General features: G+C 41.9%; 23 protein-coding genes. 17 read left to right on the top strand and 6 right to left on the bottom strand.

Going from position 1 to position 26,833, the window contains the following annotated elements; genetic code table 11:
• Positions 1 to 88: 88 nt before the first annotated feature.
• The gene (locus tag EO93_RS14855) at positions 89 to 1,684 is read right to left on the bottom strand and encodes an IS1634 family transposase (protein ID WP_052734340.1); all 1,596 of its coding nucleotides are present in this window, start codon (positions 1,682 to 1,684) and stop codon (positions 89 to 91) included.
• Between the two features lie 423 nt (positions 1,685 to 2,107).
• On the opposite strand from EO93_RS14855, the gene EO93_RS14850 reads away from it, so the two are divergent.
• From EO93_RS14850 to EO93_RS14830, 5 genes are all read left to right on the top strand, one after another.
• The gene (locus EO93_RS14850) at positions 2,108 to 2,794 is read left to right on the top strand and encodes a hypothetical protein (protein ID WP_235284289.1); all 687 of its coding nucleotides are present in this window, start codon (positions 2,108 to 2,110) and stop codon (positions 2,792 to 2,794) included.
• Positions 2,795 to 3,123: 329 nt separating this feature from the next.
• Complete coding sequence (locus tag EO93_RS14845; protein WP_048133693.1) at positions 3,124 to 3,954, top strand: YihY/virulence factor BrkB family protein; 831 nt, start codon at positions 3,124 to 3,126, stop codon at positions 3,952 to 3,954.
• Positions 3,955 to 4,187: 233 nt separating this feature from the next.
• A complete protein-coding gene (gene modA, locus EO93_RS14840; RefSeq protein WP_394297254.1) occupies positions 4,188 to 4,916 on the top strand; it encodes a molybdate ABC transporter substrate-binding protein in 729 nt (242 codons plus the stop codon).
• Between the two features lie 50 nt (positions 4,917 to 4,966).
• The gene (modB, locus tag EO93_RS14835) at positions 4,967 to 5,650 is read left to right on the top strand and encodes a molybdate ABC transporter permease subunit (protein WP_048133695.1); all 684 of its coding nucleotides are present in this window, start codon (positions 4,967 to 4,969) and stop codon (positions 5,648 to 5,650) included.
• A 53-nt stretch (positions 5,651 to 5,703) separates the two neighbouring features.
• Complete coding sequence (locus EO93_RS14830) at positions 5,704 to 6,837, top strand: ABC transporter ATP-binding protein (protein ID WP_235284288.1); 1,134 nt, start codon at positions 5,704 to 5,706, stop codon at positions 6,835 to 6,837.
• Positions 6,838 to 6,918: 81 nt separating this feature from the next.
• Here EO93_RS14830 and EO93_RS17675 read toward each other — a convergent pair whose 3' ends face one another.
• The 4 genes from EO93_RS17675 to EO93_RS14815 form a co-directional block, all read right to left on the bottom strand.
• The gene (locus tag EO93_RS17675) at positions 6,919 to 7,056 is read right to left on the bottom strand and encodes a hypothetical protein (protein ID WP_156161346.1); all 138 of its coding nucleotides are present in this window, start codon (positions 7,054 to 7,056) and stop codon (positions 6,919 to 6,921) included.
• A gap of 135 nt (positions 7,057 to 7,191) precedes the next feature.
• Positions 7,192 to 7,497 (bottom strand): MscL family protein, encoded by a 306-nt coding sequence (locus tag EO93_RS14825; RefSeq protein WP_048163347.1) that lies wholly within the window; start codon positions 7,495 to 7,497, stop codon positions 7,192 to 7,194.
• 285 nt (positions 7,498 to 7,782) lie between these two features.
• Complete coding sequence (locus EO93_RS16615; protein ID WP_255350235.1) at positions 7,783 to 9,630, bottom strand: PAS domain S-box protein; 1,848 nt, start codon at positions 9,628 to 9,630, stop codon at positions 7,783 to 7,785.
• The gene (locus tag EO93_RS14815) at positions 9,631 to 10,068 is read right to left on the bottom strand and encodes a PAS domain S-box protein (protein WP_048133698.1); all 438 of its coding nucleotides are present in this window, start codon (positions 10,066 to 10,068) and stop codon (positions 9,631 to 9,633) included.
• A 403-nt stretch (positions 10,069 to 10,471) separates the two neighbouring features.
• Here EO93_RS14815 and EO93_RS14810 point away from each other — a divergent pair, with 403 nt between their 5' ends.
• From EO93_RS14810 to EO93_RS16610, 8 genes are all read left to right on the top strand, one after another.
• Entirely contained in the window at positions 10,472 to 11,764 is a 1,293-nt protein-coding gene (locus EO93_RS14810; protein WP_048163346.1) for an APC family permease, read from the top strand.
• Between the two features lie 262 nt (positions 11,765 to 12,026).
• Positions 12,027 to 12,566, top strand: a complete 540-nt coding sequence (locus tag EO93_RS14805) for a GNAT family N-acetyltransferase (RefSeq protein ID WP_235282917.1) — start codon at positions 12,027 to 12,029, stop codon at positions 12,564 to 12,566.
• A gap of 763 nt (positions 12,567 to 13,329) precedes the next feature.
• Positions 13,330 to 13,629 (top strand): carboxymuconolactone decarboxylase family protein, encoded by a 300-nt coding sequence (locus EO93_RS14800; protein WP_235282918.1) that lies wholly within the window; start codon positions 13,330 to 13,332, stop codon positions 13,627 to 13,629.
• 421 nt (positions 13,630 to 14,050) lie between these two features.
• Entirely contained in the window at positions 14,051 to 14,629 is a 579-nt protein-coding gene (locus tag EO93_RS14795) for a TetR/AcrR family transcriptional regulator (protein ID WP_048163344.1), read from the top strand.
• 147 nt (positions 14,630 to 14,776) lie between these two features.
• Positions 14,777 to 15,976 (top strand): aldo/keto reductase, encoded by a 1,200-nt coding sequence (locus tag EO93_RS14790; protein ID WP_048163343.1) that lies wholly within the window; start codon positions 14,777 to 14,779, stop codon positions 15,974 to 15,976.
• Between the two features lie 205 nt (positions 15,977 to 16,181).
• Complete coding sequence (locus tag EO93_RS14785; RefSeq protein WP_048163341.1) at positions 16,182 to 16,997, top strand: nitroreductase family protein; 816 nt, start codon at positions 16,182 to 16,184, stop codon at positions 16,995 to 16,997.
• Between the two features lie 243 nt (positions 16,998 to 17,240).
• Positions 17,241 to 18,437, top strand: a complete 1,197-nt coding sequence (locus EO93_RS14780; RefSeq protein WP_048163371.1) for an aldo/keto reductase — start codon at positions 17,241 to 17,243, stop codon at positions 18,435 to 18,437.
• 706 nt (positions 18,438 to 19,143) lie between these two features.
• On the top strand, positions 19,144 to 21,276 hold the full coding sequence (locus EO93_RS16610; protein ID WP_052735477.1) for a PAS domain S-box protein: 2,133 nt from the start codon (positions 19,144 to 19,146) through the stop codon (positions 21,274 to 21,276).
• An 82-nt stretch (positions 21,277 to 21,358) separates the two neighbouring features.
• Here the strand turns inward: EO93_RS16610 and EO93_RS14770 are convergent, their stop codons facing one another.
• Positions 21,359 to 21,925 (bottom strand): flavin reductase family protein, encoded by a 567-nt coding sequence (locus EO93_RS14770; protein ID WP_048163340.1) that lies wholly within the window; start codon positions 21,923 to 21,925, stop codon positions 21,359 to 21,361.
• A 508-nt stretch (positions 21,926 to 22,433) separates the two neighbouring features.
• Here EO93_RS14770 and EO93_RS17670 point away from each other — a divergent pair.
• The 4 genes from EO93_RS17670 to EO93_RS14755 all read left to right on the top strand — a co-directional run bounded on the left by EO93_RS17670 (position 22,434) and on the right by EO93_RS14755 (position 26,485).
• On the top strand, positions 22,434 to 22,586 hold the full coding sequence (locus EO93_RS17670) for a hypothetical protein (protein WP_156161058.1): 153 nt from the start codon (positions 22,434 to 22,436) through the stop codon (positions 22,584 to 22,586).
• Positions 22,587 to 22,908: 322 nt separating this feature from the next.
• Entirely contained in the window at positions 22,909 to 23,439 is a 531-nt protein-coding gene (locus EO93_RS14765; RefSeq protein WP_052733543.1) for an Ig-like domain-containing protein, read from the top strand.
• Between the two features lie 494 nt (positions 23,440 to 23,933).
• On the top strand, positions 23,934 to 25,442 hold the full coding sequence (locus EO93_RS14760) for a serine--tRNA ligase (protein ID WP_048163339.1): 1,509 nt from the start codon (positions 23,934 to 23,936) through the stop codon (positions 25,440 to 25,442).
• Between the two features lie 428 nt (positions 25,443 to 25,870).
• A complete protein-coding gene (locus tag EO93_RS14755) occupies positions 25,871 to 26,485 on the top strand; it encodes a 30S ribosomal protein S3ae (protein ID WP_048133703.1) in 615 nt (204 codons plus the stop codon).
• Positions 26,486 to 26,833 lie beyond the last annotated feature (348 nt).

Raw genomic sequence — 26,833 nt, 5'->3', positions numbered from 1 at the left:
CCCTACGTAAGTATTGAAGTCGATGTATTTGGTTTTGTTGGAAAAATGTTGGTTTTAAATCTGTAACTGCCTTTCCGCAGATCTCCACTCAAAAGTAGTATTTTTCACAATTTTTCCCCATCAACCTTATTATCTTGGCCTTAACTTCATTCATGTTGGCAATTTGAGTTACTACTTTAGAATCAATTTCCACTTTTACTTCTGTAATCCCCCTCATTAGGATAAAAGCCCACTTCAAAGTGGGCTTTTGAGTTTGTTTTTTAACCTGGTCAAGTATTGTTTCCCCTGTTTCTTTTAACCTTTCTCTTAATTTCCATTCCGCTACCGAGTAAATCATTAGGGTTAATACCATTACCATTGATAGAGCTTCAATTCTTTGAGGTTTTTTCAAATAAACATCTGAAACCCTGAAACTTTTATCCTTTATGAACCTGAACCCTTTTTCAACCTTACTTTGATTCTTGTAGTAATCCAGCATTTTTTCAGCATCAAGATTAAGATCATTGCTTGCAATTATAAACCTTCCTTGATGCTCTTTTTCATTCAGTGTAATTTCTTCATTCCTAACTGCTTCTGCATTAATAACATAGTGGACTATAAGCTTTTCATCCTTCTTCGGTCTTCCTCTCTTGCCGTTTTCCCTTGTTGAAACTGTTGAAATCTCTACGTTTTCAAGTAAACAGTAAGGATTCTCTTTCATCCATCTTTCCAGAGCTGCTCTGGCATCATCTTCACAGGCAAACTCTATCCTTTTTAGATCTTTGAGTTCTTTTTGAGCTTCTTTGACAATCCTTTTGATTTTCTTTTCAAAAGTAACATCTTTTCTTTTCTGCATCTCAGATGAATGGACAATTACCCATTTTTGCTCGATACCACCATATCCAACAATGGTTTCATAAAATGAATATCGAGTGTCTTCTCCTTGTTTAAACTCAAGATCAGAAATCAACAAATCTCTTGAAAGCTTTAGTGTTGAAGGAACACGAGTAATCCACTTCATACCTTTTCTCATTGATTTGATGTTATTGTCAGAATAGAGAGCACTGTCAGCTATGTAATAAACATCATCAGGGAAAGTTATGTTTTCTTGAAGCTTTTTCATTGCCTCAATTATGGTTTCTTTATCTGATGCATTACCAGAGTAAGCTTTTGCAAATAATGGGATTCCATATTGATTTGTTATAATCCCAAGTCCAAAACGTTGAAGGTCATCTCTACCGTCTTTTGCATGACCATATGTGATTTCGATGGCAGAACTGCCATCTATATGGTTGTAATCTCCATAAACGCTAAAATTGGTAGTGTCACATTGAAGAAGTTGAGTCCTGATGTTCACGATTCCCATCATTTTCAAGGCAAGTTTCATGAAAAGTTGAGTCGAATCTGCTTCATAGATTTCATCAAGAGTTCGACCTAAAACATCATCAGTAAGGTCACATGCACTGATCCCGGAACCAAGGAGTCTTTCAACAGGAAGAGTTTCAAAATACTGAGAGTACATGTAAAGACGACTGTCTACGAAACCAAGACAGTTGAGGATCATTGCTTTTACTACAATAGAATGAGATAATTTGTGCTGCCCAATTTTGGGCAGCACTTCATCGATCACTTTTCCAATTTCAAGTTCATCATAAATGCCAGAAACAATTCCATGATGATCAAGAGAACGTGTTGTAACAAACATAATGAAATCCGAAGCAGAATACGACATTTTTGATATTTATATATTAACGAGAAAAAAGAATAAATTTGTCAGACATCTGCGGAAGGTCAGCTGTAATATTTAGTACGAACTTTTATATAAACCAATTTATATTTTATCCGGGTACCGCTTGATATTAATAAAGTTCCTGAATTAAATCGTCAACAAAGAGTATAAAGAATAAACTTAAGTACAATAAAGTTAAAGTTATACAGTAAATGGACTTTTAAGTCGTTATATGCTCAAACATGTGGCTATGCAAACTAACTGTGCAAGGGTTTTTCATTCAAATTTCACTTCACAGTTTGAGCATAACACTTGGGGATGCAGTATATGGGTATTTTTTCTATGAGAATAAGTCCGGATCTGAAAGCTTTTCTTGAGGCAGAGGATCTGGATGGATTAATGGAAATAAGATCGAAACTAAGGCAATTAAATAGAAAAGATGTTAAGAAGATTCGCTCCATACTCCAGAAGTGGAACAGCCCTCAGGCAGTATCAAATCTGCTTCTTTACCCTTTCCTGATCCCTGAAGATATCAGGGGAAGTTGTCTCCTTAAAGGGTTGAGAGAAAAGAAAAACTCGTATTATGTCCTGGCTTCTATAGTTGGGCTTCAGGGCATTGATCCCACAAGCTTTTCAGAAGATGAGAGAAATGAGATAAAGGAAAGTTTGATTTTTACCCTCAAAACCTCGGGAGGGATTATTTCGGCAAGAGGTTCGGTTAGCATCTGTGATTATCTCTCTTCTGAAGACGCCTCCACAATGTTTGAGCTGCTGGATCATCCTAATGATACTACAAGGCACAACATTTTATGCTGGTTAATCAGAGCCATGGAGGAAAGGGGTTCCGATGCATTTGTTTTAATGGCAAGAAGCAGCGACGAAAATTCAAGTGTGCCTGTTAGGATGAGAGCAGCTTGTTCCGATGCATTTGTTTCAATGGCAAGAAGCAGCGGTATGCCTGAAGATGTGCGGAAAGAGGCGATCGAAAAATTCCAGGAATATCTCAGGCAAAAAGAAGCTGGAGAAGTCAGTTCATTTTCAATGCAACTTTATGCGTATATTCCGAATTTGAGGGATTTTATATAAAGCCCCCGAAGTTTTGCCATTTGAACTCTGAAGTTTTGCCATTTGAACTCTGAAGTTTTGCCATTTGAACTCTGAAGTTTTGCCATTTGAGGAATCTCTCTTATTTAATAATTTTTTAAACCCTCTCCTTTAGGTCATCCACAGTTACTTCCTATCCTTTAAGTAATCCGGAGTTACCATGTTTTATGTTCTTTATCAAAAAACCAATTTCCGGCTTAAAATCCTGAATTCGACCCGTATTTTCTGTTTACTTGCAGAAAAAATCTTTTGCAGAATTTTGATAAGAGATGTTTAATTAAAGAGCCATATATTATGAATTAAGGGGAAATATGAATTTGGGGTATATAGGAAAGCTGGTCACCGGAACGATAAAGGAGTGGGTGGAAGACAATGCACAGACTTACAGTGCTGCGCTGGCATATTATTTTGTGTTAAGCCTTCCTGCTCTTCTGTTATTTTCTGTATCCGTAGGAAGTCTTTTTTTAAGGTCAAAACGGATTCAGGACAACATAATCGATAACCTGCAGGGACTCGTTGATCAGAGGGTGATTGATATGATTAGTGCGCTCTTCGAATACATCCCGGAAGTTAATTCCCTCTCGATAGGCGCATTGATTGGTTTTGTGATTCTTCTCTGGAGTGCAAGCAATGTTTTCCGACAATTGAAGAAATTCCTCGAGATTGCCTGGGATATTGAACCTGCTGAGTCCAGTACGGTTAAAGACTTTATAAGGGATTCAATCGTGTCTTTTTTCGTAGTGATTGTTTTTGGAGGGCTCCTTGCGCTTAGCATAATTATTGAAGGGGTTCTTTATGCAGCTTCAAAATTGTTCCAGGGGATTTTCCCCTTCCCCCCGGTTCTTGCCCAATACGCTGGCTCCATAGCCAGTTTCCTTATCCTGGTCCTGTTTTTCATGCTTGTCTACAGGGTATTGCCCGATACAAAGCTTGATCTGAAACCTGATTTTGTAGGGTCGCTGGTAACAGTAATTCTCATAACCATAGGCAAATATGCCCTTGGTCTTTATTTCACATACGTCAACCTTACAAGCGTTTATGGAGCAGTCGGGTCAATTGTAGGGCTATTTCTCCTGATTTATTATATCTCAATTATAATTACTATTGGTGCGGAGTTCACGAAGGTCTATTCTGAATTGTGAAGTGTGAGCTTCTGTTAAAAAAGTCCGATAATCATTTATTTGCTTTTAAAGCCTTCATGAGACCTACACCGGGAATCTTCTTATACTATTAAAATACAGAAAGACTCGTTATGTTTTTAAAAACACAACGGTTTATTCATAAAATTGTATCAAATAGGTAAGAGGAAATAATTATGGAAAAAAACAAAATAGTTATTTATGCTGCTGCTGTTTTAGGAATATTGATTCTGGCAATGGCGATATCGCCGGCTGCCGAGCAGGGACCTGATACCCTGACCGTTTCTGCAGCTGCCAGCCTTACCGAAGCTTTTACGGATATGGAATCCCGGTTTGAAACCGAAAACCCCGGCATAGACGTGAAAATGAACTTTGCAGGTTCCGGAAACCTGCGCATGCAGATCGAAGGTGGGGCTCCGATAGACGTTTTTGCTTCGGCTGACCAGAATCACATGGATATACTTTCCGGGGAAGAGCTGATCGAAAACAGCTCAAGAAAAGACTTTGCCCAAAATTCCCTTGTGCTCATAGTCCCTGCGACCAGTACCCTTAATATAACGGGATTAGAAGACCTGACAGCCCCCGAAGTTGATAAAATCAGCATTGGAAACCCTGATACTGCCCCTGTAGGTAAATATGCACACTTCGCACTTACCGAAGCAGGCCTGTGGAACCAGCTCGAAAACAGGACCATACTTGCCGAAGATGTCAAACAGGTCCTTGTATATGTTGAGAGGGGAGAGGTAGATGCAGGTTTTGTGTACATGACCGACGCAAAGACTGCAGAGCCCGGAACTATCAAAATCATTGCCAGTGTGCCTGTAAGTACCCCTGTAAGCTATCCGATAGCTGTGGTTTCCTCCTCCGAGCACAAAGAAGAAGCACAGGAGTTCCTTGATTTCGTAGCTGGAGAAGAAGGACAGGAAATACTGGAAGAATACGGGTTCACCCCCGAATCCGAATAAAAGCACAAGATAAAACCATAAGATAAAACCATAAAATTAAAGCGTAAGAAATGATCCCTATGCTGGACAAGATATGGTTCCCAATACTCATTACTTTCTGGATAGCTACCATATCGTCTCTTCTCGTACTGTGCAGTGGCGTAATTATAGCTTATGTGTTTGCAAGGCGTGATTTCCGGGGAAAAGGACTCGCGGAGTTATTCGTGACCCTTCCCCTTGTCCTCCCTCCTACTGTAATTGGCTATCTCCTTGTCGTCCTGGTGGGAAAAAATGGGTTTATCGGGCAATTGATTTTCAAAGTTCTGGGGACCGGGATCATGTTTACCTGGCAGGCGGCAGTTATTGCGGCTTATACGGTTTCCCTCCCCCTCATGGTAAGAACCGCAAAAGCAGCCATAGAAGCAGTGGATAAAGAGCTTGAACATGCCGCTTATATCCTTGGAAGAAGTGAGCTTGAAACTGCTCTGCTCATAACCCTCCCCCTTGCGAAAAAAGGGATACTGGCAGGGCTGGTGCTGAGTTTTGCAAGGGCGGTAGGAGAATTTGGAGCAACCCTTATGCTGGCAGGAAATATTCCGGGAAAAACGAATACAATGTCAATTTCAATATACAGCGCTTTTCAGGCAGGCAATAACGAACTTGCCCAGGTGCTGGTCCTGATCCTGGTAATTTTGTCCCTGCTGTCCATTTCTCTGACCGGAAAATTTATCGACCGAGAAAAGTTCGAGGTATAAGTTTGAGGTATAAGTTTGAGATATAAGTTTAAGGTATAAATCGAGGTATAAGCTTGGGTGCCAGAGTTGAACTAAAAAAATGCTATCATGAAGCTGAAGGTAGCGAAAAAAAAGGAAAAATGAATGTTTTTTCTCTGGATGTCAATTTTGAAATGAAAAACGAACTTGTGGTGCTTTTTGGGCCTTCGGGGTCCGGAAAGACCACGCTTTTGAAATGCATCTCCGGAATCACGCAGCCTGATAGCGGAAATATCTCGGTGGACGACCTAATTTACTTTGACAGCGGCCGGAAAATAAACCTTCCAATCCAGAAACGCAACCTTGGATTTGTCTTTCAGACCTATACCCTGTTTCCCCACATGAATATCAGGAAAAACATAGAATGCGGGCTTAAAGGGTGGGAAAAAGGCAATAAGGAAAAAAGAGTCCGGGAAATGCTTGATCTCCTGCATATCGAAGAATTGGAAACCCGCTATCCTTCCCAGCTTTCAGGCGGGCAGAAGCAGAGGGTTGCCCTGGCAAGAGCTCTTGCTCCTAAGCCCGAACTGCTGCTGCTTGATGAACCGTTTTCCGCACTCGACAGGGTAATAAGAACCGAACTTGCAGAAAAAATAAAACATTTACAAAAAAAAATCGGGATACCTCTGTTGTTTATCACTCACAGCCTGGACGAAGCTTTCCTTTTAGCTGACAGGATTCTTATCTTGTACAGAGGGGAAGTCCAGCAGTTCGGGACTCCTGAAGAAATCTTCTATAACCCGAAGAACATGCACGTAGCAGAACTCGTCGGTATGTCAAATATTTTTAGTGATGCATGGGTTGAGGAGCAGGTTGAGGGGCATAACGCAGGCCCAAAATGCACAGTCTTAAAGAGCGGAGGCATGCGGATCACGGTAAAGCCCCTGAGCCTGAAGGAAGGGGATAAAGTTTCCTGGGGGATCCATCCGGAAAATATAACACTTCTCCTTCCGGGCTCCGGTTCTGAGGACCAGGACGAAAACATCTATCCTGCATATGTCCACAGCATCATCAGCAAGGGTCCAAAGAAAAGAATCGTACTTAAACTTACAAAGCATGAAAAGTCCCTGACTGCAGAACTGCCTGCACAATTTGCTGATGCTCTTAACCTGAATACAGGGGATTTATGCCTGGTTAAAATGGATATGAGTAAAGTAGTTGCATTCTGAAATGTGAGTAAAGTAGTTGCATTCTAAATTAAGAGTTAAAGGTTAAAAAGAAATATTGAGTTTTTAGAAATCTGGTAGGTGTCAGGAAACAATCTCCAGTTCCTCCACTGTACAGACTTCCCCGAGCATCGGAAGATCATCTCGATAGAAAACTTTTGAACCTCTGCATTCAGAGATGCTGTGCAGTTGCTGAGTATATGGTATTGTATCTCCTGTCAAAAAGCACACCCCATTCCGAACTGAGCCCTTTTTCATGACATATCAAATTTTGTGCATCCACGACGATAAGTGCTGTTTTCTCCCTTTGCGCTGGTCATCGTTTACCCCATTTCTTTTACACATACTTTTCGGGAGTTATTTTTTTTCAACCTTTTCTTCCTTAAGCATCTTTTTTGCAATGATAAAGACCACAAATGCGATAATAATGAAATTTACCAGCTCTGCGAGAAAAGCCCCCCAGCTTATCACTATCGGCCCCAGCTCAACTGTTGCAGTTTTCCAGGCCCCTCCAGGAACAAAAGCTGTAATTATCGGCATGATGATGTTGTCCACAAGTGACTTTATAAGAGCCGTGGATGCGATACCCATGATAAAGGCAATTGCAAGCGGAATTACCTTGTATTCATAAAGGAACTCTTTGAATTCACTTAGAAGTCCCATATTTTTCCTCCGTATAAATGAAATAATATAAATTGTCGGGGTAAGTTTTTAAGAAGACAAGAAACATTGATCAGAAATGACTTGTAGGAAACAATGATTACTGGTTGGAAATCCGAATTAAGGCAAAATAAGGGTGAAAATAAGAAATAAAGGTTAGAATTTAGAAATAAAGGTTCGAAATCAGAAATAAAGGTTCGAAATCAGAAATAAAGGTTAGAAATCAGAAATAAAGGTTAGAAAAATCTACCTTATTTTCAGGGAAAAAGTGTCCCTTAAGATAAATAATTATTCCGGGATAAGAGGGATAGTGAAACTGAATTTACTGCCTGCCCCTATCCTGCTTTCCACCCGGACGGTTCCCCCATGCATTTCCACATATTTTTTAACAATCACGAGTCCCAGGCCTGTGCCTGGCTGTTCTCTGGACTCGAACTTGCCGAGCTGAGTAAAAGGTTCAAAAAGTTTTTTCTGGTCGGCTATTGAGATTCCAGGGCCTGAATCCGTAACACTGATAGATATATTCTCCTTTGAAACCCCTGTATCTATTTTTATGAGTCCGTTTTCCGGGGTGAACTTAATGGCATTATCTATGAGGTTATATAAGATCTGCTTGAACTTGGTCCTGTCAGCCCTTATGCTTTTCAGTTCCCCTTCTGTTTTCCATACCATTTTGATATTTCTCTTTAAGGCCAGAGGTGCCAGAGTCACCTTTATTTCCTCAAACATTTTGGGCACGGAGAATTCTTTCGGGTTAAGCTCCATCTTTCCGGTTTCGACCCTGGAGAGGTCAAGGATATCATCAATAAGTTTTAAAAGGTGTTTCCCGCTTATCGAAATGTTGTTAAGGTACTTTGCCTGCCTGTCATTAAGGGGACCAAAAGTTCTCTCCCTCAATACATCTGCAAAACCTATTATTGAATTCAGGGGGGTCCTGAGCTCATGACTCATAGAAGCTAAAAAGTTACTCTTTGCCCGGTTTGCATCTTCAGCCCGCATCCTGGCCTCGATCATCATCTTTTCTGCTTCCTTGTGCCCGGAAATGTCCAGAAACGAGCCCATAATGCAGATAGTTTTTCCAGCCTCATCCACCACAAGGCTTGCTGAAAGGTGGACATGAAACTCGGTGCTGTCTTTTCTCCTGCAAACAAATTCTCCTGCCCAGCTCCCTCTGGAAAATAGCGTATTTATAACACCAGTGGCCTTCACTTCCGAAAACCCTAAATTTCGGACCGATCTTCCGAGGACCTCCTCTTCACTTGAGTAGCCCCAGAGTTTCAGGAAAGCCGAATTAACATAGGTAATATAGCCTTCAGGATTGGCTATGATTATGGCAGTAAGGGAAGAGGCCATGGCAGCGCTCCTGACCTTCATTTCTTCTTCTACTTTTTTACGTTCGGTGATATCTTCCCCTGAACTCAGGGTCCCGGTAATCCTGCCTTCTTCATCCTTTAAGATGCTGTTATACCACTTGATTATCCGTTTTTCGCCACTTTTGGTTATAATAAAATTTTCAAAGTTTTTGACGGGCTCAACGTTTCCGGACATTAACTGCGCATAACTCTTTTTTGTTGCCTGCCCGTACTTCTCAGGTATGAAGGCATCAAACCAGTTTTTGCCGAGAATGTCTTCTTTGGGGAAGCCGAGAAGTTCTGAACCTTTTTTGTTTATAAGTATAACTTTTTGCTCGGCATTAAGAGCCACGATGATTGTCCCTGCAATATCGAGGTAGTTCTGTGCACAGTCCCTTTCATATTTCAGCATTTGCTCGGCTTTTTTCCTTTCTGTAATGTCCCTGACAATTGAAAGTATGGCCGGTTTGCCCCTGTATTCAATGAAACTCATACTCAGCTCTACAGGCGAACATGTACCATTTTTACAGGCAACCTCACTCCCTGTTACTGTATGTCCGTACTGGTAAAGTTCTTTCATATGCTCAATAAACAATTTTGAGGACTCTGAACTAATCATGTCTTTGGATTTTTTTTGAAGTAGTTCCTCCCGGCTATAACCAAGTTTTTCACAGGTAATATGGTTTACTTCCAGGAATCGGCCGCCAGGCTCGTTTATGGTGATTCCGTCATTTGCATTTTCAAATATGACTTTGAATTTTTGTTCCGAATTTTCAAGAGCCAGCTAGGTATCCTTTAGGTGGGTCAGGTCCTCAATCTGAAAAATGAAATGTTGAGGACTATTATCACAATCACTGGCAAGAGTGATTGAAATTCCTATCCAGACTTTCTCTCCGTCTTTTCGGAGACAGAGCTTTTCCTCATAGTGAATTTTTGAACTTCCGTCGGGAATTTCATTAAAGATCCCTGCGTTGAGTTCAGGTCCATTGGTATTTATTACCCTCTTAAAACCAGGCCCGAGTAATTCGGGTTCAGGGTGATCCAGTATTTTGCAAAGCCATGGGTTAACCATGAGGCAAATACCTTCAGCATCCACAATTGCAATGCCTATCCGGATCTGCTCGAAAACCGAATAGATGAGGCGATTCTCGTCTCCTGGAGATCCCTCTATTTTTGTGTGCGGATCTTTGTACTGACCTGAATCTTTTGCCAGAAAACCCATGAATTCACCTTTTTTCAAAAAACTCTGAAAATAAAATTTGATATATAAAATCGGAAAATATAATATAAAAATATATGTACTGTGCAGAAATGGGTACAGACGTAAACTTCTAAGTATGACTTGCCGGTTTCTACAGATCTTATTAATTTTGGCAAGTTCTTAGTTCTTCAATCCATAAATTCCCTGCATGCGGAAAATACGGGTCTGGCATGACCCGTGTCATGTAATTTTTTTAAAAATTATTTGTCAAAAGTTGATCTGTAAAAAGTTAGGCTGTATAAGCTGCCTGATCGCAAAGGATTGATTTTTAAAAGAGAAATGAGAAAAAAGAGGGTGGAGAATAATAAAAGAGAGAGGATAAATATAAAAGAGCGAGGAGATAAAGAAAAATAGGGGTTTTCAAATGGCAGGAACGAAATCAATGGGGCTCTGGGCGGCGGCTTCAATCGGGGTCGGGGCGATGGTGGGAGCAGGCATTTTTTCGATTTTCGGGACAGCTGCCCGGATTTCCGGAAACGCGGTATACATGTCTTTCATCATTGCAGGAGCCGTTGCCCTTTTAAGCACTTATTCCTATGCAAAAATGGGGGTCAGGTACCCTTCAGCAGGTGGGCCGGTGGAGTTTCTCCTGAAAGGGTTCGGAGACGGGATTGTAAGCGGGGGGCTCAACCTCCTGCTCTGGGTGGGCTATGTTTTCGGGCTTGCCCTCTATGCAAAAGGCTTTTCGTACTATGCAGTAACCTTCCTGCCGGCAGGTTCGGCTTCGGTCTGGGACAATGTCTTTGCCACAGCTATTATCCTTGTTTTTACGGTCATTAATTTTGTAGGGGCAAAAGCCGTGGGGAAATCGGAACTTTTTATTGTTTCAATAAAAGTGGGTATCCTTTTACTTTTTGCCATTGCGGGTCTTTTTTATATGGACCCGACAAACCTCTCGGTTTCGGCCTGGCCAGCTCCCAAAAATCTCTTTTTCGGGGCAGGAATGGTTTTCCTTGCGTACCAGGGCTTCGGACTGATAACCAACGCAGCAGAAGATCTGAAAGACCCGGAAAAAAACCTCCCGAGAGCCCTGTACTTAAGTGTAGGGCTGGTCATTATTATCTATGTGCTCGTCAGCCTCGCAGTGATGGGTAACCTCTCAATTCCAGAAATTGAAAGTGCACAGGACTATGCTCTTGCGGCTGCTGCAAAGCCTTTCCTGGGGGACATTGGCTTCAAGATTATGGCTCTGGCTGCCCTTTTTTCTACATCTTCCGCAATCAATGCTACCCTTTACGGAGGAGCAAACGTAAGTTACCTGCTTGCCAGAGAAGGAGAACTGCCCGAATTTTTCGAACGGAAACTCTGGAACAGGGGCACTGAAGGGCTCTTTATCACTTCGGGGCTTGTCATCCTCTGTGCAAACTTTCTCCGGCTTGAAGGAATCGGTATGCTTGCCAGCGCTTCCAGTCTCATAATTTATGTAGCAGTTAACGCTTCCCATCTCCACCTGCTAAAGGAAACCGGGGCAAAATCCTATATAATCTGGGCTTCCCTCCTCAGTAGCTTTATTTTCTTTGTGGTGCTGACATACTATGAATTCGTGCATTCAAAGTCCACCCTGGGACTACTTGCACTCACGATTGTTTCCTGTTTTGCTGCCGAATGGGTTTACAGGAGATATTCCGGCAGAGTGATTAAAGAAAGGACAGGCTAAACCTGAAAAAGAGTAAAATTCACAGTACTTCCAGAGAATTTAAGAAACATCAATATATCAATAATTTTATATAATATTGGATATTATTATATAATTAGGGCATCTGAAAAACACTCTTTTCATACCCCCAACATCTTTTACACCCCCACTCCAAACCACTCCAAACTTTCAGATGCCCATTCCCCCACATTCTTTTCTCATTTCCATACCTTAAAGGTAACTTACCAAAAAGATTATCTCTATAAAAACACAAATCCATTGCATGCCCCTGATTCTTTTTCCTATTAACACAGAAAGGATGTCTCTGGTCCCCGCGACTATGAAGCTATATCTTCTGGAGCTGCATGACCGCCCGGCATTTGCTTCTACCCTCAATGCGCATGTCCCGCAGGAATGGCCCCCTGACCAGATTACTCCTGAAGTAATTGAAGAGTTTATAGGGCGGATTCAGGCAAGAGACCGAAAAATCTGGACCTTCTACTGGCTCCTGAGTCAGAAAGGATCGGAACTGCCTGTACTGATCGGAAATGGGGGATTTCTTGTTCATGAGAATGGGATCCTTGAGATAGGGTATTCCATGCTTTTTGACTACCAGAACAAAGGATATGCAACAGAAGCTGTCCGATCGATGTTGCAGTGGGCTTTTTCCAGCCTCAAAATAAATTGTATCATAGCTCATACGTATCCCCACCTGAAGGCTTCGATCCGTGTGCTGGAAAAGAATGGTTTTCTTTTTAAAGGAGCTGGGCCTGAAGAAGGAATAATAACTTATGAACTTCAAAGAGAAAACGGAAGTCCCTGATCCCTGTTAGAAGTCTTTTTATGAGGTTGCTGCAACATCATACTATTTGCAGAATGTATTATGATTAGATGTATATTAGATGTACATTAGAGGTACATTAGAGGTACATTAGAGGTACATTAGAGGTACAGCATTTCAGGACGCTGTTAAGTTATTGAAATAATTTGAGTACCTCCAGAAAATGCTAAAAAATCGCAGTATAACCCCAATTTTATATATTTATGGGTATTATATGGATGTAGGGCATCTGAAAAACTTTTTTCAAACCCCCCACTTTCCTATCCCCCAATTCCCACCTCAGTAAAAGCCAGATGCCCTCCACCCCTTTAAAAGAGGTATACTTTTAACAGTACCATTTTACACTACTTTTGTAATTATCTATTTGCAGCACCATTTTACACTACTAAGCACCATTTTACACTACTATAAAATGGCATACTACCATACATGTCAGATTTCAGTTGTATTTTCCCGTACCTCTGCGTGGCTGGAGTCGGTTGCCTTCGATTAAATCAAAGTGCAATTTTCAACGGGCTGGAAAATAGAGGACAAAATATCAACCCTTAAGCAGTGGATAGCTAATTGTTAAAAGTGGATAGCTAATTGTCAAATATACTATTAGCAGAACTCAAAAGTGGATATAGCAGGCAAGGGAATACAATTGATATGTAAACAGAGGGATAAATAAATAGAATAATAGTAATACAAATAATCAACAAATGTAATCGGAATTTCCGGAAAATACCTATAAGGAGACGATAATTTGTCAGAAAACCCATTGCAGGTCATAATGGATAAAGATCCCGAATTTTTCAAGCTTCTCGAAAGTACGCGCGGACTTGCATTTTCAGAAGGCGGAATGCCCATGAAATACAAGCTTCTTATTGCAATGGCGCTTGATGCAGCCAACGGTGCAGTGGACGGCGTTAAGAACCTTGCAATCCAGGCAATGCAGGCAGGGGCTACAAAAGAAGAGGTTCTGGAAGCAATAAGAATAACTCAGTATATTTTTGGGGTCGGAAGCGTTTACACGGCTGCAAGAGCCCTGAATGACGTGTTATAATTAATCTGTTAGGGTTTCGGGCAGGTACGGAATTTGCGTGTACTGCCCGGATTTTTTCTCATCCTTACAATACTGCCAGAAATGGAGTAAAACAAGATTATTTCATTATTTTTATATGTAATGAAGGACTAAATACTATAGGGCATCTGAGAAAACTCTTTTTTTCAGTATAATATCCCAAATTCATATCCATCTAAACTCAATCCCAAATATCAGGTGCCCCATATCCCATTAACAGGTTTTTTTATCTTTAGGATTTCATTTTTCTTCGTTTTACCGGGTGGCAAATAACCATCAACAGTTATTGATTTTTAAATTGCCGATCTATTCCTTAAAGGTGTGGCTTCATGATTTATGGAAATGATTTTATACCAAAAACCCAATGACTGATTAGTCAATCTTTTAAGTTGAGAGCACAAATATGGACCAGCAGGTTAAGGATAAAAAAACAGCAATTATGGACGTGGCCCTGAAGCTCTTTACGGAAAGAGGCTTCCACGGCACATCCACCGCGCAAATTTCAAAAGACGCGGGGGTAGCTACAGGGACCCTTTTCAACTACTTCCCTACCAAGGAAGACCTGATAAATAGCCTTTATTTTGAGGTAAAGGGCAGGTTAAGCCGCAGTATAAAAGCAGGCATTGATGAGGAAGTTTCCATCAGGGACAAACTTAGACGGTTGTGGTCAAACTTTATTATGTGGGGTGTAAACAATCCCGAAGAATACCTGTTTGTCGAGCAGTTCTGTTCATCGCCTTACATCACGAAAATAACCCGGGAAGAAGTGATGAAGGAGTATATTTTCCTCTCTGAGCTCGTGCAGGAAGGAGTCACCAGTGGAGTTCTTAAGGATTATACGCCGGAATTGACCATGAAGGTTTTTTTCCACGGTACGAAGGCGGTGGTGAGCTTGATCCTGGATTCAAATGTCTCTCTGGATACTGAGGAACTTATTGAGAATGGGTTTAGGATTATCTGGAATGGTTTGACCGACGAATAATTTTTTTTCAATCTCTTATGGGGTGCTCAGTCACTCTAAAATTCCACTCTCAGAACTGAACCGAAAAACAAAAAATCAGTCTGACAAAAAGAGTGATCAGTCAATCAAAATTTGATCAAAATCAACCAGGAATCAGGAGAATTAAAAATGCTGTACAGGAAAATGCCCAAAAACGGAGACGAACTCTCAATACTTGGATTCGGGTGCATGCGCCTTCCCGTAGTAGAAGACGGGACGATCGATGAGGAAAGAGCCCGAAAGCAGGTCCGCTACGCAATCGATCACGGAGTAAATTATGTTGACACGGCCTGGCCCTATCATATGGGGGAAAGCGAGCCGTTTTTAGGGCGCACACTTGCTGACGGATACCGGGAAAAGGTCAAACTTGCAACAAAACTCCCATCCTGGCTTGTGGAGAGCCGCGAGGATATGGATAAATTCCTGAATGCTCAGCTTGAGAGACTTAAAACGGATCACATTGATTATTACCTGGTTCACGGCCTTGCAGGAAAACTATGGGACAAGCTGGAAACGCTCGGTGTAATAGATTTTCTTGACAGAGCCAGAGCTGATGGCCGTATCATCAACGCCGGTTTTTCCTTTCACGGTTCGAGAGAAGACTTCAGGAGAATAGTGGATGCCTATGACTGGGACTTCTGCCAGATCCAGTACAATTTCCTGGACGAAAAGAACCAGGCAGGTACTGAAGGACTTGAATATGCAGCTTCGAAGGGCCTTGGAGTTATCATTATGGAACCCCTGCGTGGAGGAAAACTCGCCAGCCCCTTGCCTCCTGCTGTGGAAGATCTCTGGAATGAGGCCCCGGTAAAACGGACAGCTGCAGAATGGGCTCTTCGCTGGGTCTGGAACCACCCTGAATTAACGGTTATCCTCTCAGGGATGAATGAAGAAACCCACATTGAAGAGAACCTTGCGGTAGCAGACAAGGCATACCCAAATTCTCTGACTGAAGCTGAACTGCAGCTAGTAAAGAAAGTAGAGCAGAAGTACCGTGAACTCATGAAAGCAGGCTGCACAGGCTGCCGCTATTGTATGCCCTGCCCGGAAGGAGTGAATATTCCTGCCTGTTTCGATGCATACAACAACCTGTACATGTTCGGCAATGCAGACGAGGCAAAGTTCATGTATGCAGTAGGGTTGAGTGGTGCTCTATCCGGCGGAAAGCCCGGATTCGCTTCCCAGTGCGTGCAATGCGGACAGTGCCTTGAAAAATGTCCTCAGCACCTTGATATACCAACGATTCTTGAATCTGTGGTGGAGGAACTTGAAGGGCCTGACCTGGAGATGAGAGTTGCCATGGCAAAACAGATGTTTAAACTCACTTAAAGGCTAGATGGTTTAAAGTATCCGAAAAGAACTGGAACGAACAGAAGTGGAGGTATTCTTTAAGAAAAGATTGACCAATTACATCTTCACTTCTAATCATTTTCCTCGATTTCAGTTAATTATATCATTTCCTCGATTAATAGAAGTCAGTTACTGGATCGATAATAGCCGGATTAAGAATATAGTATGAAGAGAGGTACCCAGAATGAGCCTTATTTCTTTTGATGCTGGAAAATGCACAGCCTGCGGAATCTGCTCCATGATCTGCCCGGAAAACATAATTATGCCCGGAGAAAGCGGAGTTCCTTCTGTACCTGCCGAATATGAAGCCTTCTGTGCACACTGCGGACACTGTGAAGCTGTCTGTCCAGGCAGTGCAATCACTTCAAGTTATCAGGCTTTCCCTCCTGAAGATGATACTGCCGATACCGGACAGGTCAGCCCTGATGTGCTCACAAAGTACGTTCAGAGCAGGCGTTCGATAAGGGTTTTCAAAGATATGCCTGTTGAAAAAGAGAAAATCGAAGCCATCTTCGAAGCCGTCCGCTTTGCTCCTTCGGGCATGAATATGCAGCCCGTTAAGTGGCTTGTAATAACCGATGCAGCAGAAATCAACAAGCTTGCAAAGCTTACTATCGACTGGATGCGGATGATGGCCGAAACAGGTACAGACCATCCTCTGAAGCCTTTCTTCCCGGCTCTTGTTGCTCTGGCAGATGCGGGCCTTGAACCTATCTGCAGAAATGCCCCGGGCCTTGTGTACGCTTACTCCGAAAACGCCTTCGGATTCACTGATAGCATTATCGCCCTGACAACCTTTGACCTGATGGCTCCCTCTTTTGACCTGGGCACCTGCTGGGCAGGACTTTTGCATCTTGCTGCTGTGGAATCCCAGCCCTTAAAAGAAGCCCTTGGAATTCCCAAAGGATATATATTGCAGTATCCTATGCTTTTCGGATACCCGAAATATAAGTACAAAAAGATCCCGGGAAGGAAAACAGCAGATATTATCTGGAAATAACTATCTGGAAATAACTATCTGGAAATAACTATCTGGAAATAACTATCTGGAAATAACTATCTGGAAATAATCTGCACCCGCAAGTTGAAACTCTAATTTCTAAAAGCATTAACTAAAAACCTCAGGTATTTCTTTATCCGAGGTCAATATAATTTTTGGATTAATTATTTCTGTTTTTTCGGGAATTCAGGGTGGAAACCCTTAAAAATCAAAGGAAACAACTTAAAACAGAAGGTAATGGAAATGCTGTACAGAGAAATGCCGGAGAATGGAGACGAACTTTCGATACTCGGGTTCGGATGCATGCGTCTTCCTCTCAAAGAAGGAAAAATAGACGAAGAAAGAGCCAGACAGCAGGTGCGCTATGCAATCGACAACGGAGTAAACTACATAGACACAGCATGGCCGTACCACCTGGGGGAAAGTGAGCCTTTCGTGGGGAGAGCTCTTGCTGACGGCTACCGGGAAAAGGTCAAACTCGCAACAAAACTTCCCTCCTGGACCGTGAAAAGCCACGAAGATATGGACAGGATACTCAATGCCCAGCTTGAGAGGCTCGGGACAGACCATATCGATTATTACCTTGTGCACGGGCTTGTGGGGGCTTTGTGGGACAAAATGGAAAAGCTCGATGTTTTGAGTTTCCTTGATAAAGCCAAAGCTGACGGGCGAATTATAAACGCAGGTTTTTCCTTCCACGGATCAGTTGATGATTTCAGGCGGATTGTGGACGCATATCCCTGGACTTTCTGCCAGATCCAGTATAATTTCCTGGATGAAAAAAATCAGGCAGGTACTGAAGGACTTGAATATGCAGCTTCAAAGGGGCTGGGCGTAATTGTAATGGAGCCCCTGCGTGGGGGTAAGCTGACAAATCCCATACCTCTGGCAGTACAGGATCTCTGGGACGAAGCATCCGTAAAACGCACACCAGCAGAATGGTCGCTTCGCTGGATCTGGAACCATCCCGAAGTTACGGTTGTGCTTTCAGGCATGAACGAAGAGTCTCATCTCGAAGAAAACCTGAAAATTGCAGATGAAGCCTATCCGGATTTCCTGACAGAGGACGAACTTCAGCTCGTAAAAAGAGTGGAACAGAAATACAGGGAACTCATGAAAACGGGTTGCACGGGCTGCAGGTACTGCACACCCTGTCCTTCAGGAGTGGACATTCCTGCCTGTTTTGAAATTTACGATAACTTTTACCTTTCAGGGAATGAAAAAGAAGCAAAACTCATGTATGCAGCAAAACCCGGGGGAATAATAAGAGGCGACGTTCCGGGATATGCTTCCCAATGCGTGCAGTGCGGACAGTGCGTTGAAAAATGCCCGCAGCATCTGGATATATCATCCCTGCTCAAAGCCGTTACAGAAGAATTTGAGGGAAAAGACTTCAAGGGATGGAGAGTTATGGCGAAAAAGGCGTTTGGAAAGGAGTAACGGTTATATTGCCATAATAATTAACGAACTTTTGATGTAAATCCATAAATAAAAATCGATACAGATGGATGATTGGAGTAATAAATTAAATATTAGCAGATTTCTGTACCTGATGTAAATATGAGCTTTTGCCATTTTCTTTAAAATTACTTTAAAAGCTAAAAAAGATCTATAAATGCTTATTTACCTTAAAAATTCCATCTAGAGTCTTTAAAAAAAACACTACTCCAAGAATTGTTGTGTATAATTGCACTAAAATATATACTAAATAAGACTTTTAGTAAAACATTCATAATATTATTTTAATTTTAACTTACAAATTGATAAGTATATTATTTTTCAGAATATATTAAAACTCTATAAGCCAATTATTCAAGTATTTAATAAATAAAATAAGAGTTAACCAGAAAAAATGGAATAATATATATTTATATTGACTATAAGTTGATTAAACATACATTTTTGACAAAATAAGACTTAAAATTGAATATTATTGAAAAATAAGTAATTTTAACGAAAATGGCAAAAGTTCATCTGTATAGATAAAATTTTATCCTCTGAGTGTCTTATATAATATATCTACAAAGTTGGGGAGTCAACTATCAAAATTTATCTTTACATCGGATTTAGAAAGAATACATTCTGAATTTTTCACCCATTTATTAAAATGAAAAAATGAGATGAAGACCTTATCCTTGAGTACAGGATGTTAACAAATTCAGGAAACGCCCGCTGGATCAATAAGAGAATTCTAATACTGCCTGAAAAGGATGGGATTATCATGAGCTATTCAAGTACAGTTTTTGATATTAATAACAGAATAAAGTCAAAGGGATCAATCAGGCACAAGCTGGCGATCGAGGAAGTATTACTCGAGATTTCCAACATGTTCATCGTTCCTGTCAACCTTGAAAGAGATATAAATGTTGCACTCGAAAAGATTGGTCTTCTCTGTGGGGCTGGCAGGAGTTACATCTTCCTTGTTCGAGAAAATGGAACCACAGTGGACAACACGCATGAATGGTGTGCTGAAGGGGTGGAGCCTCAGAAAAACAACCTTCAAAATATTCCTTGCGATGTATTTCCCAGATGGTCGGAAAAACTGTATAATGATGGAATAATCCACATAACCAATGTTTCGGCTCTGCCTCCAGAAGCAGCAGTAGAGAAAGAGATGCTTGGAAGTCAGGGAATCAAATCTCTTATTGTTTTACCTCTATATGTAAGTGGAAAGCTTGCAGGCTTCATGGGAATGGACAATGTGATTAATACCGGGAGCTGGGGAAAAGACGATGTATCAATACTCAGAATAGCTGTAAACCTGATAGGTATGGGGATACAGCGCAAGAGGGCTGAAAAAGCAATACACGTTGGGGAAGAAATCTACAGGTCCATGTTTCAGAATGCTGCCAACCTGATTACTCTGGTGGACAAAAAAGGGATTATTGTTGACTGCAATTCCCGGGTAGAAGAGCTTCTGGGCTACAGGCAGGATGAGCTCATAGGACAGCCCATAAACAGCGTCATATTTTCAGATTACCTGAAAAAGCTTCAGGAATCTTTAGAAGAGATAGAAAACAGGGGTTTTTCCTTCAACAAAGAGTACAGGATGGTTCAAAAAAACGGGAAGCCTGTTGATGTCAATGTCAATTCCTCGGGCTTAAAAGATGAAAATGGGAACCATGTTCAGACTATTTACATAATAGAAGACATTACTGAACGCAAAAAAACAGAGAAGATGTTAAAGGAAAGTGAAAACAGATACCGCTCTCTGTTTCAAAATAACGGTGCTGTAACACTGCTGATCGATCCGGATACGGGAGATATACTTGATGCAAACCCGGCTGCCTGTTCTTACTACGGATACGCCAGCGAGAAAATGCTTAGCCTGAATATTGCCGATATCAGTATACTTCCAAAAAAACAAATATCTGAAGAATTGGAACAGGCAAAGTCAAAGGACATAAATCATTTCTTTTTTACTCATCGCTTAGCAAACGGAGTGTTACGTGATGTTGAGAAATACAGTTATCCTATTTTGATAGATGGGAAAAAACTCCTGTATACAACCATTTCGGATATATCAGATAATAAAAAAATGCAGAATGAGCTTGTTAGAGCTAAAATGGAAGCTGAAGTTGCTAATCAAACAAAAAGCGAATTTCTGGCCAACATGAGCCACGAACTGAGGACACCCCTGAATTCTATCATAGGTTTCTCAGATATGTTGCTTACTCAAAACTTCGGCCCGCTTAACGAAAAGCAACTGAGATATGTTAACAATATCTCCGTGAGCGGAGGCCATCTCCTGAAGTTGATCAATGATGTACTGGACCTCTCAAAGGTTGAAGCCGGGAAGATGGAACTTAACGTAGAGAAGTTTTCCATCTCCAGTTCAGTCTCTGAAGTTAAGACTTTATTGACACCTCTGGCATCAAAGAAAAGTATCCAGATCCTGAGCATGGTTGATGAAAAGCTAACGACCATAAGGGTTGATAGAACGAAGTTCAAGCAGATCTTATACAACCTGGTGGATAATGCTATCAAGTTCACACCCACAGGTGGGCACGTTATTGTTGATGCCAGGGTTTGGGAAGATGGAGCAAAAATTACTATCAAAGATACAGGCGTTGGAATCTCCAAAGAGGAAACCCGGAAGGTCTTTCAGCCATTTACACAGCTTGAGAACTCTGAACTCGGAAAACATGTTGGGACGGGACTTGGACTTTCTCTTGTCAAGAAATTTGTGGAGATGCATGCAGGTCGAATCTGGGTTGAAAGCGAGTTTGGAGAAGGCAGCAAATTCATTTTTACCATCCCCCTCAACTCAAATAATTAATCAAAGGATAGATTTTCTGTCCTGCTGAGTTTTTATGAATGTTTTTTTCGGTTCTATTTTGTTTTATTCACCATTTACGGTTTCAGGCCTTTTTTCCTATCGAAAAAGCTTTTCCAAGGTTACATCCTATGCCGTAATAGCTTCTATTTCCTGTCCCGTATATAAGAGGCCTGATTTTCTCAATATCGGGATTTCCGTTTTCATCAAGCACGGATTCTTCTGCCTTGATGTCCATAATCTCTCCTACAAACAAAGTATGAAGCCCTATCTCAAGGCTGTGGAGAAGTTTACACTCGAGGATAACCGGAAATTCTGCTATATAAGGAGCAGGTACAAGTTCACTCCTTATTGGGGTCAGACAGGCTGCTTCAAACTTATTCTCATCTCTTCCGCTTGTGATGCCGAAGTAATCAGCTTCCTTTATATTATCCTCTGATGGGATGTTTACAGTAAACGCCTTATTTTCCATAATACCGGCATAGCTGTAAGTTGCTTTTCTTAAGGACACGCTGATACATGGAGGGTTCGAACAGCAGATCCCTGCCCAGGCTACAGTCATCGCATTTGGCTTTTCATTCATGTCGTAGGTGCCGACAACCCAGGCAGGTGTCGGAAATGCGAGTGTCTTTGCTCCGATTGATTGTTTCATGGCTAAATCTTCTTTTCGATAATACAAAAAGGTTTTTTGAGCTGGACTGAAAGGCATCCGTTTTGCTCTTTTTTCCGGTTATTCTTCCGATCTCTTTTGTTATCAATAACAGTCAATAATGGCAATCAGTTTATTTAACCGGTTTATTTAGCGGCAAATATATATATTGCCGACAATATAATCTGTGGTGCATATTTGAAAGAAACACGTCATTCAAATTCAAAACTAGAGGGGGATTTCCTGTTTTGCTTAGGATTGGTGAACATTCATTTTTCCAGTGAACATCGATTCTTCATCCTGGAGAAAACCGGGGGAGATAAGAGTACAGGTGAATACAAATTTGAAGCTGCTGCAAATTGTCATTTGAAGTATTTGCCACTGCTGCAATAAAATACCGTTGTAAAGATTTCTCTTAATCAGGGTAGATTAAGGCTGAATAAGTAAAAAAAAGTAGCATATTAAAGGGGGTATCAAACTGACGAAGAAACATATTCTTGGTGGTCTGTTAATGGGGTCAGCCGCCGGAGTTGCTGCGGGTGTGGTTGCCGGAGTTACGATGAAGTATACTTATGATAAATATATTCAGGAGCAGCTGCATAAACAATTAAAATCCATTTTCTATGAAGTCTCCAGAAGACATCAGAAATGCCTCATAATATAATAATAAGTATTCCGAAAGAAACACTCTATTCAAATTCAAAACTAACTGGAATATTCTGTCCTGTTCTGGATTGATAAACACGGCTTTGTCCGGTGAACATCTATTTTCCGGTTAGGACAAAACCAGGGGGAAATAAGAATGCCAAGTTTGAAGGGTTGTTGCAAATTGTCATTAGGAGCAATTGCCATTGCTGCAATAATATATACAATTACAAAGGCTCCTCTAAAGGGTAGGGGTAAGATTAAGGTTGAATAAGTAAAAAAAGTAGCATATTAAAGGGGGTATAAAACTGACGAGGAAACATATACTTGGTGGTCTATTAATGGGGTCAGCTGCCGGGGCTGCTGCGGGTGTGGTTGCCGGAGTTGCTGCGGGTGTGGTTGCCGGAGTTACGATGAAGTATACTTACGATAAGTATATTCAGGAGCAACAAGTGCACAAAAAACTCAAATCCATTCCCATAAAAGTGTTTAAACGCGGCCCGTTTCCTGTTACAGTGAAGTCTGTTTATCCGGATCGTCAAACCTTTTCTCATAACCTGAAATCCCCGATCTGGATCGAATTCGATGCACCTATAGACAGTTCTACTGTCACGAAAGATACGGTAATAGTCAAAAGCTCAGTGTCCGACGAGCCTGTAGAAGGTTTCCTTGATGCAGGTAATAGGATTCTGATGTTCCGGCCGTATGGGAAATATCCTGTAGAAAATGGTGGAGCCAAAGTCTCTATTACATTGATAGGAACCGATACCGGATCGGGAGCTATCACCGATACAAAAGGTGTTCTCCTTGATGGAGATAAGGACGGAAAAGCCGGTGGAGATTTCGAATACAAGTTCAGTATTATGAGGTGACAAAACATCCTCTGAAAAACTCTTCTAACTTTTTTTAGTTTTTCTTTACATTCTTCTTTTTAGTTCTTCTTTTTAGTTCTTCTTTTTAGTTCTTCTTTTTAGTTCTTCTTTTTAGTTCTTTTTTAGTTCTTCTTTTTAGTTCTTCTTTTAGTGTAATAATTCAGGATATATCCATAAAACCTGTGAACGCCAGCTACAGAATAGAGATATTTTATGTCTCCTCTTCAAATTGAGTTGAAAGTCAGAGCTTTCCATTCAATTTGAAAAATATACATAATTTACAAAAATTTTCCTAAATGCCTGTGCAGTTAACAGTTTTTTATAAAAGCTAACTATTTAAATAGTTAGTCAGTTTCTTATTTAGATAAAAAGAGCAGGCAGGTTACAGGCATCTATATCTAATTTTATATCCGAAATAGAGGTTTGAAGTTCTGCTGACATTCTTTTTAGATTCACAATCACACTATCCAGTATAATTAAAAGAGGCTCAAACCTTGGAATTACAATTCAAACTCAAAGCTTATTTTAAAACAGGTGCAGACCCTGCTCCCGCAAAGGAGGCTGTGACTGCACTTTTTGAAGAGGCAAACAATACTCTTCTTACCAGAGGGGCACCTGAAGGGCAGGGAGCAAAAATTACTGAATGGAAGCTCGGGGAAGACAGGATAGAGCTTGTGCTCGAATCCGGAAGGTATGTCAGAGTGCATGATGCCGTTCTGAGGCTGAAGAAAGTGCTGGTCGAGGCGCTTGGAAAGAGGTACAGGATAGGGATCAGGGGGATTGAGGTCGAGTCTTTTATCATTCAGGTGCCGGCTGAGCGGGAACTCAGGATGCTGAAGGTCCCCTATATTAAGAGCATGGAAAATATCGAAGGCGGGATCGTACTCGAGCTTGAAGTAGGGGAGGCTGAGATGAAGAACAGGGTTCCGGACCGAATCCTGACCCTGCTCGAGGAAAAAATCGACGCTGCCCGGTACGGAGCAAAGGCTGAGCACTGGAACCTGATCTGGCAGAGAGAGCCTATGGAGCACCCCTTCAAGGAAGACCCGACTCAGGCGATGATGAAGGAAGGCTGGCTCAAGAGAGGAGCAAGCCGCGGGCAGTGGATCCATGGGCCTCAGTCCACAAAAGTGTTCCGGACCTTCGAAAAGATAGTTTTTGAAGAACTCCTTGAGCCCCTGGGGTACAGGGAAATGATTTTTCCGAAACTGGTTCCCTGGGAAGTCTGGATGAAGTCCGGGCATGCCAAGGGTGTCTACCCTGAGATCTATTATGTCTGCCCTCCGAAGACAAGGGACCCTGAGTACTGGGAAGATGTCGCAGACTACTATAAGGTCACCCATGAGGTCCCGACAAAGCTCATTAAAGATAAGATCGGGGAACCCATAGGCGGCATGTGTTACGCTCAGTGCCCTCCTTTCTGGATGTATGTTACAGGCGAAACTCTTCCTAATGACGGGATTCCTGTAAAAGTCTTTGACAGGTCGGGGACCTCGCACAGGTACGAAAGCGGTGGGATCCACGGGATTGAAAGGGTAGATGAATTCCACAGGATAGAAATCGTCTGGATCGGGACAAAGGAAAAGGTAATAAAGTGCGCAGAAGAGCTGCATGAGCGCTACATGCACATCTTCAATGAGATCCTGGATATCGAATGGAGAAAAGCAAAGGTTACCCCCTGGTTCATGGCACAGGAAGGGCTGCTCGGGCTTGCCGAAGGGAACGTTGTAGGAACGACTGACTATGAAGCCTGCCTGCCTTACCGCGGGGAGAACGGCGAATGGCTCGAGTTCCAGAACGTAAGCATCAACGGGGACAAGTATCCCAAAGGCTTCAATGTAAAGCTGCAGTCCGGAGAAGAACTCTGGTCCGGGTGCTCGGGTGTAGGGCTTGAAAGGTGGGCTGCGGTTTTCCTGGCCCAGAAAGGGCTTGACCCTGAGAGCTGGCCTGAAGAGTTCAGGAAGAGAGTAGGTGAGCTGCCGGAAGGCATCCGCTTCCTCTAAACTTTTTTTTCTTTCCCCCCGGATGCAAATAACAGGACAGAAAGCGTTTCTGACCGATTTATTTATATATGGAAATGATATGTATAGTGAGCCATTAACTAGTTAGTATCCGTTAATTTCTGAGGATTTCTGGCCGATTTCCGGTCACACTTTTGACTATAAGGAGCCTGTGGCTGTCGGCAGATGGGATGGGGCCCGAGTCCGGAAACGCCAAGAGGCTCAGAGATTTTTGATATATGCAAAGACAAGGTACTGAAAGAGCAAACCTGCGGCAGTGTAAAACCTGTGCAGAAACGCCTGAAAACCTTTCACATTCATTGATTATGGAAAAGCTCACTTGAGCATCCGGAAGACAAAAACCTGAGATTGCCTGAGGGCATCAGGACAAAATCAAACTACACATAAAGAGTATACTTCGGAGGAATTACGTGGCAAGAAAGAAAGTACAAAGAAAGCTTGACGGATGGAAATCCAAGGAATGGTACAATATTGAAGCCCCGGTTTACTTAAACAGGGCTATTGTCGGAAACACAATGGCAGGAGATCCTTCTCTGCTCTTAGGCCGCAATGTTGAGACTACAGTTGGGGAACTCACCAACGACATGAGCAAAAACAACACAAAGGTCATCCTCAGGATCAACAACGTCGTCGGAGACATTGCAACTACCGACCTCATGGGCCACGAACTCACAACCGACTACATCCGCTCAATCGTTAAGAGGCAGACTTCCAGGATCGACGCCAATGTCGATGTCAAAACCAAAGACGGCTACGTTATCCGCGTAAAGCCAACCTGCTTCACCATCAAGAGAGCACGCTCAAGCCAGATTAAAGCCATCAGGGAAATGATGGTCGAGATCGTCAAAAAGCGAGCCTCAGAATCCGATTTCGAGACCTTCATGCAGGAAGCAATCCTTGGCAGGCTCTCAGCAACCATTTACAGGCAGGCCAAGTTCATCTACCCTCTCCGCAGAGTAGAGATCAGAAAGACCGAAGTCGAAAAAATGCCCGCAGCAGCTGCACCTGCACCTGCAGCAGCATAATTATTTTCAAAAGATATCTCTGCCGCAATTGCGGCAGAGCCTTTTTTGACCTTACAAATACTTTTTTTGTGATCTGATAAATACTTTTTTTATGACTTTCATACTGATGAAGGTACCATTGAGTTAGCCTTTAAAATAGCTATTAAAGGATGATTAACGAGGCATCGAAATCCTCTCAGGTCTTTGTCCTCCCAGGTTTTTGAAAACATTAATAATGTAATTGTGGGCGGCCAGAATTTTTCACTTCATACCGGAGTTTATACTTTATGATTAAAAGTGATATCATTCGGCTTATTTTTCATAGGGTCTAACGAATTTTAATTATTTGTCACCAAATCTTACTCATAT

It is taken from the genome of Methanosarcina sp. 1.H.A.2.2, assembly GCF_000979975.1.
GTDB lineage: Archaea > Halobacteriota > Methanosarcinia > Methanosarcinales > Methanosarcinaceae > Methanosarcina.
Note: the sequence above shows the minus strand (reverse complement) of the source record. Positions and strands in the feature narration are given on the sequence as shown.